Below are 7683 nucleotides of genomic sequence, written 5' to 3' on the forward strand. Positions count from 1 at the left end.
AAAATCAGTACATCCAGTTCAGGCTAAAGCCCGTAGTGTAATCATCCGTTTTAAAGCCATCTGGTTTTTTCAGCGGCGCGCCAGCAAAAACGTCATAGCTGACTGATTTCAGTACTTGACCGCGCAAGCCCACGACAGCGCCCATCAGACTGGTACCCACTAAAGGATTCGGTTCATAAGCGGTTTGCCCGCCCACTTCGCCATAATCAATACCCGCATACCATTGCATTGGCAGCTTAGGAATCGAGCCACTTAATTCATTTCGCACTAAAAAGCCGTTATCGGCCATCAAGGTTTGTTCACCGTCAAAACCGCGCACGGTATAGCGGTTACCGATCGAGAAACGGTCTTGCGTGGTCAACGGTTTTTGGCTGTGCTGCATGCGCCATTCTGCCAAATACTGCAGGTTTTGATTGCCCGCTTTGAACGGCACTTGCAGGCTGGCATTGGCTTGCCAAATGCCGACATGCGTATAGGCTTCACCAAATTCTTCTTCTGGCGCCGCCATGGCTGAAAATGCACCCGTACCGCGCTTATAGGTCACTGCGCCATTCAATGTTGCATTGGAGAGATATTCGGTATGCGCCAAGCTGGCCTGCCAACCCGCTGTTTGACGGCGCTGTACCTCCACTTCGACATCTTCAATAAAGTTTTTAGATTCACGCGCCCAGCCGCCAAAGGAAGCGGTCGTTTTACGGTGTGCATCACGGTAAATCACACGCGATAAGTCTGCGCTGATCAGCCTGCTTTCGCCGCTGTATTCGTAGCTTTGATTGGCACCTGCCACAGTCTGATGATAATCCGACTGGCTTAAGCTGGTACTGAGCAGCCAATAATTCAGCGGTATGCTGTAGCTGAGGTAATAACCGTCTGTACCGCGCTTGCCCAAATCCCCGCCGCCTAAATCATGGTTATAGCTGGCAAAAAATAGGTCATGTGCCGTTAAAAGATGGTCTAAAGATAGTGTTGCTGTGCCCTGATATTTACCTATCGATTCTGAACCTGCATCATCAATCCCTAAGTGAATGCGGTAAGGTTTGGACTGCTGCCATGCCAGCTCCAAGTCGCTATAGCCTGGTTCACTGCGCTGTGCAGCAGGCTGAATTTTAAAATCAGCTTCAACAGTTGGCACACGTTTAAAGTTTTCTAAGCCCTGTTCAATATCACGTACATTTAAAATATCGCCAGATTTGAGGGGCAGTGCATTGAATTTATGCGCACGTTTTGAGGTACCTTCGGCAAATTGAATTTGATCAACTTTACCTGCAATGACCTGCAGCTGAATTTCACCTGAAGCAATATTTTGCTGCGGCAGCAGTACGCGTGTGGTGACATAGCCGCGGCTGATGATTTTGTTTTGAATCAAATCCAGCGCTTGATTCAATCCTTTCACGCCAATGCAGCGGCCAATTAAATTATATTCACCCTGAATGACTGGACGCATGGCAAAGGTAAATTCACGGGCATCTTCCCCGATTAATACGAATTTTTTTATTTCAAAACAGATATCTTCGCTATGAGATTTTAAGTATTGCAATTGAGGTTGCGTTTGCAGCTGTTTTTCAAGCCCAGTCTGTACTTCACGAATCGGTTGTAATTGTTTTTCTAAAGCATCATCTCGTTGTTGTTGTCTATGTTGGTGATCTGCATTTATATCTTTTAATTCTGCAGCATGTGTGATGCCACCTAAGATTGCTATAAAACAAGTTAGAGTAAATTTGTATCGCTTTGAATTTTGCATAATAATTTAATGTGACTTATGTCACATTAAATTATTTCAAATCTATGAAATTTTGTAAATAGCATAAAATATAAGTGATACTCTATACTTAGATTATCTTTAATGATTGATTGCATTTTAAAAATAGTCAGTACCCCCCCAAAAAATAAATATGATTTCGATACTGAATTAAATTTTTATTCGATGATGCCTGTAATTCAATGGCTTAATGGTGTGCTCTACGGTATAAGTCACTCTTCGCATGTTGATGTATTTATCTATACTGACACCATCACAAGCATGAGCACCAAATACACAAAAAAAAATAAAGCATGGAAAGATGATCTTTGTAATGGATCATATTGATCAAAAGTTTGCTGAACAGTGGGCTTAGCAGGCGTTAAAATTAAACCGATACTAAAGGTAAAGTGATTTTAACAAAATTAAGCTTAGCGACTTATATTGTCGCAGATCAAAGAACAACCTATTTATTATTCTACATCTATCCACCATAGTTTATTTCCAAAAAATTATTTGTAAGGAATGAACTTTGATGCCCCCCCAAACACTACAAAACCAAATCTTCAACTTGATGATTTTTCCAAGTATTTATCGCTATTGTTTAAACTCGGTACCTTTCTAGGCGCACTTTGCTTCGTCCTCTATTGTCACAACCTGAATTACTTTCCAACAGGAGTGAGCATTAGTGATAGCCTACTTTTCATCATTTTTGCTGGAAGCTTTTGTTTAATTTATGGTTTCATGATCGTATGCTTATTATCACTTGGCGTATGCATTACTTACTTTTTAAAACCATTGTTTGAATTTATCCACAAATACTATAAACAGTATAAATTAAACAAAGGAGTACTAGAAGTTCCTGATCCTATTGAATTTGTTAAACCTGAAATGATTCATGCCCTTTTAGCTCTGTTAGGTGTTCTGTTCATTTACATCATGTACAAATATGATTCTGATCCGACTGTTCTCTTAAGCTTACTCGCAACCACATTTTTTCTTTCGGTCATTTGGGCGGGTTATCATGATCATCGTCTGAAGCCTATCAATTTTACTCAAGAAAATAATGAGCTGTCCCTTGCTCAACAACATGAAAATATAAAAAAAACAAAATTGACTTTATTAGCAACTATGATCATTATCCCCCTTCTCGTTGGAGGTGTATCCGGTCGAGTTTTAGAGGCAGGAATGCGGTTTTCTAATCTAAATATTGGAGTATCGTCTGTACTGGTTAAGCCAACTTATGACAAAGCCATACCTGAGACATATAAAGATCTGAACCCTATATATGCTGAAAATGGATTCATCGCATTTAAAAATATTGATGTTAAATTATCTGGTATTGGTCAAAAAACTGTAGTTCAATTTATGCCTTTAACAGGAACAAAACCACAAACATTGCCTATCCCAAATGATAGGATTATTGTCCTTCCATCCGACTGTGAAACTCTCATCTGTTTCGTCAATGTTTCCAGAAATACTGATTAAATTGATGTGTATCTCTTGCAGATCCCAAGTCCTGCCCAAAATTTCCTCGACAGATTCTTTGCGAATAATCAGCTGACCTGGGGCATCAATTTTCACCATCGCCGGATAGTATTCGATTTTTGCTTCAGGGTTGTCCTGTTCTATCGTTTCAATAATTGGACGGATATCATCATTGGTTTGAAAGGCCATAAATACATTTTTCATGCGGCAGCTCCCTTTGCAACTAAGCCAATTTTGCTTAAGCGTTTTGCAAATACTTCATCAATCAATGCAATATCACTTTCATCGGCATCTACCAATTTAAGGAGTGAAATCGCAACTGCTTAACCTCTACTTTTAACTTCGGTTATTTATGGGAGGATTACCGTAAGAACACAACTGCAGAGAAAAATTTAAGTTTGCATGTATTGATATATAAAAAAAATTAGTAATCGTAATCTTATTTCTCATGCAATTTTAAGAAGCTACAAGTAGATGTTAATGTTCGTTAGGTGCCGAGTCTATCCCATAAATTCTATTGAAGATTATAACTGGCAATGCTAGATACAAAAATTGTTTTGTAAGTACAAACATATGACTAGAATACTTGGTTTTGTTACAAACAGTGGCACTGAGTTTTGTGTTAAGGTGGTATAGAATAATTGTAAATTATATATAGCAGTCAATGACATTGATCATACGACGAAAAAAGCTGCGTCACCATGAACGAATGGGATTTGATAACGCTTTTATAAAACAATATTCAGGTGTTTATTTAATTACGTTTAGAAAGAAGCTTTGCATCTCGTTGTATGAATTATACGCTCATCTAGACGATTGGCTACAATTTAATAATACTTAGCGAATTCATCAAGGAAAAGATATATTGTGGTCATATACCACTTGAAATTTTAATTGGTTAAAAATAAATTTGGGCTGAAAAGTATCTAGCCCAATATAACCTGAAAGACACAATAAAAAATAGGTAATTGTCAGACTAGGTTAAAACTAGCAAAATTTATAATAATTTTACCTTCCAAACTTTTGTGCAACTAAGCTATTTATAAAAATAAAAAAAAGTCCAAGATAAAAAATCACATCTTGGACCAAGGAGTATTCATAATACTATTATTAACAATTCATATGTAATAATTTTTCAAGCCACTTTAAAGTAGAGTATTTATCTTTTCGCATTTTTTTTAACTCAACTAAACTATCAGCATTAATAAAAATACTCTTTTCATAAAATTTATTTTTATCAACTTCAGGTAAATAGTAATCATTTATAAAATAGGTCTGATAGGTACCAATTGATTCATATTTAAATATAATCTTATTGATTAAAAGCCAATCTATTGCATTAATAATCTTAGACTCAGATATTTTCAACTCAAATTCAATTTTCTTTAACGACATTTTTATACTTCTCTTATGCTGATCAGCCATAAGTACAAGCAATAAAAAAACACTTAAAAGAGTAATAGAATCTTTCATAGTAAGATCACAATAATTTAATTGAAATTTAGAATCCTTAAAAATTAAACAATTTAATTTAGAGAATTTTGAAATTTTGTTTTTCATACAGCTACATCTAGGGGCAAGCACTAAATATGCTTGACCCTAATCAAATGGATTATTTTTGAATACCAATAATTTCTACAGTCACTCGTCTATCTGGTTGTAAACACGAATGCAATTCATCCTTTGCTTTAATTGAAAAACACCCGTCAGTTAATGGTGATTTTTCGCCCATACTTGAATAACTAATTATTTTGTTAGATATCCCATGCTGGCTTAGATATTCTCGAACAGTGCTAGCTCGTGCCAAACCAAGCTGAGCATTGTAAGATTCACTTCCTAGTCTATCGGTATGACCAACAAGATGAATTTTACTAACATTTGAATAAACAGTATTAAGTTTTGAAGCTAAATTATTTAGCTCAATACGTCCTTTTGATAATAAATCTTTTTGTGTTGAACCATCAAATTTAAATAATGCATCTGCACTTAAATTAAAAATTTCAGTTTGTGGCTCTTTAATTTGTTGAATAATTGTATTTGTATTTGATGGATACATAAAATTATTACAATCTTCACCTCTCCAAGATAAACGTTCAGCTAAATAATCTTTATCAAAATCAATCCTTAGCTGACAACGCTTATAATTTTGTGTATTTGGAATTCTGATATCTAAAACATAATTCCATTTTTTAACAAAAAATACACTTTCATTAAATTGAGGATTACCTAATAAATGGCGAAATTGATCTTTTGTTAAACCAATATCTAAACGACTTACATCATCATATTCATAACGTTTAACTTGTTTTAAATAGCTTTCCTTTATTTCAGGAAAATCCACTTCATCAGTAACTTCAATTTTTTCGATTGCTTTCCCCTGACTAGCAAAAAAAACTAAAGAACTTAAAATTAAAAACTTAAATGACAATTTCATAATAACAATCTCTATATATTTTTGATCATAAGTTGCAGAGAATATGCCCTGCATATCCTCTGCTTTTTGATAGACATTTAATTAGTCAATCACGCCACTAATACCTATACGGAAACTTGGATCACCTTGCGACGCTGCAGCTATACCACTAGTTAATGACCATCGACCATTGTCAGCAGTTTTTCGTAATGTCACACCAACTGCATTTTCGCCGCCATGATGTGCAGCAGCTGCTGCGTATGTCCATTTACCAGCAACGTATGGAGCTGTTTCTAAAGACATTGCTGCAGCAATACCAGCCATCGCACGTTTTTCCACATCATCAATACGTTTATTAGTTGTATAGAATGATTGTTGTAATTGATCACCTAAGTTCGTAATCTTCTGATCCAATTGATTATCTCTTTGATCTAACGCATCAAGAGCATCACCAACATTATGTTGAGTCCCACCCCCAACGTTATAAGTAGGGCCGGTATTGGTCTCATAATTTGCTCCACCACCTAAATAGTTATAGATATTGGTATTACTTGCATGTAACTGCGAACCATTGATAGCGTCTTGAGATGTTGAGTTAATTGCACCATCCGCTACATTAGTTACTTTATTACCGCCTGCATTAATACCAGCTTGATCAATCGTTACATTACCTACTGATACTTTGCTGGCATTAACATCACCTGCAGTTACAGAATCAAATGTCACATCTTTATTAGTCGCAACTTGATAGTTTGTACTGCCATCATCATTTTGAGTTGATGTAACGGTAATATTATCGCCTGCTGTTACAGTAGATTTTGCAGCAGCTGCAGCCTGTGCAGCATTCTGTGCAACTTGTTTAAGCTGATCTTCTGTAGCGGCTTGACCTGAAGTAATATTGTCTGGATTCCATGTTGTATTGGTTAAACCATTTACGGTACCAGCATCACCATTTACAGTAACTTGACCTGCAGTAATGGTTCCTGTTGATCCATCAATTTTCACATCGCCAACTTCAATCGTTCCTGCATTACCATCAATAGATACAGCGTTATTACCGGAACCCACTTTAATTTGATCACTCAAACCAACTGTAATGTCATTACCATTATTGCTAACAGTCACACCACTAGCGGAATCACCTTTAACATTAACGGTGTCCCCTGGTTTCACAGTACTTGCTGCAGATGCACCTGAATCTGTAGCAACTATCCAACCTTGATTCGCATTAGCTGCTTGATCATTAACATACTTAATCGCGTCATCAATATTTGATTGACCAGTACCGCCAATGTTATTCCAGCTAATTTGGTTGTTTACATATGTCGCATTACCACCAAACAACTCTGTAACATTATTTCCAAGTGCATATAGCTGGCTACCATTTACAGCGTCTTTAGAATTTTCACTAATTTCACCATCGGCAACATCAGTAACTTTTTTACCGCCTGCATTAATACCATCTTTAGTAATGCTCGGACCGCCAGCAATCTCAAGGCCATCCGTTGTGATTGATGTATCACCTACAGTAACCTTAGTGAAATCAACTTCATCTTCTGTTGCAACCGTATAGATCGTTTGACCGTCGGCACCTGTCACTGAGCTAACAGAAATATTTTTGCCTTCAGTTACCTCTGTTTTTGCCGAAGCTGTTTTGCCATCGACATAGGTTTTATTGGTAATGTGATCGCCATTAGTGATCGGACCGGTATATGTTGCACCGCCATTGTTCACTGTGAAGCTATCACCCAACTTAGTTTCGCCTGTTGCAGTGAGATTTGTCGTTGTTACGCTGTCACCATTGATAACCGTATCGCCTACAGTCACACTATTTAGATCAGTAAGATCTTTCGACATAACTAGATTCAACTTGCCATCTTTCGAATCAACTCGAAGATTTGCACCTGTAGCTTCTGCGTCTGCTGCTAAATCACCAGTGATATCTAATTGCTCATTGAGTTTCTTCGCAATCACGTCACCTGTATTACCACCAAACTTCATACCGTCATTTAGTGTTGCAACTTGCTGTTCTTCACCAGGTTGT

General features: G+C 36.9%; 6 protein-coding genes. 1 reads left to right on the forward strand and 5 read right to left on the reverse strand.

Translation table 11 applies throughout. The features are described from left to right. Positions 1-4 precede the first annotated feature (4 nt). Positions 5-1741 carry a ShlB/FhaC/HecB family hemolysin secretion/activation protein gene (locus FTU80_RS12095; RefSeq protein WP_180085294.1) on the reverse strand — a complete coding sequence of 579 codons (1737 nt, stop codon included), beginning with the start codon at positions 1739-1741 and terminating at the stop codon, positions 5-7. A 522-nt stretch (positions 1742-2263) separates the two neighbouring features. Between FTU80_RS12095 and FTU80_RS12100 the strand changes: the two genes are divergently transcribed. After that, positions 2264-3226 (forward strand): hypothetical protein, encoded by a 963-nt coding sequence (locus FTU80_RS12100; RefSeq protein ID WP_180085296.1) that lies wholly within the window; start codon positions 2264-2266, stop codon positions 3224-3226. Here the strand turns inward: FTU80_RS12100 and FTU80_RS12105 are convergent. The 4 genes from FTU80_RS12105 to FTU80_RS12120 form a co-directional block, all read right to left on the reverse strand. Then, positions 3113-3430 (reverse strand): MmoB/DmpM family protein, encoded by a 318-nt coding sequence (locus FTU80_RS12105; RefSeq protein WP_180085298.1) that lies wholly within the window; start codon positions 3428-3430, stop codon positions 3113-3115. The genes FTU80_RS12100 and FTU80_RS12105 overlap by 114 nt on opposite strands. Positions 3431-4336: 906 nt before the next feature. Beyond that, positions 4337-4699, reverse strand: coding sequence for a hypothetical protein (locus FTU80_RS12110; protein WP_180085300.1), 363 nt, complete (start codon positions 4697-4699; stop codon positions 4337-4339). Positions 4700-4838: 139 nt separating this feature from the next. Then, positions 4839-5714: an OmpA family protein gene (locus tag FTU80_RS12115; protein ID WP_257221508.1), complete on the reverse strand. Its 876-nt coding sequence runs from the start codon at positions 5712-5714 to the stop codon at positions 4839-4841. Between the two features lie 27 nt (positions 5715-5741). After that, on the reverse strand, positions 5742-7683 hold a 1942-nt coding region (locus FTU80_RS12120; RefSeq protein ID WP_180085302.1), incomplete at its 5' end, for a YadA-like family protein.

This window comes from Acinetobacter sp. YH12145, assembly GCF_013418335.1.
In the GTDB taxonomy this organism is placed as follows: Bacteria; Pseudomonadota; Gammaproteobacteria; order Pseudomonadales; family Moraxellaceae; genus Acinetobacter; species Acinetobacter amyesii.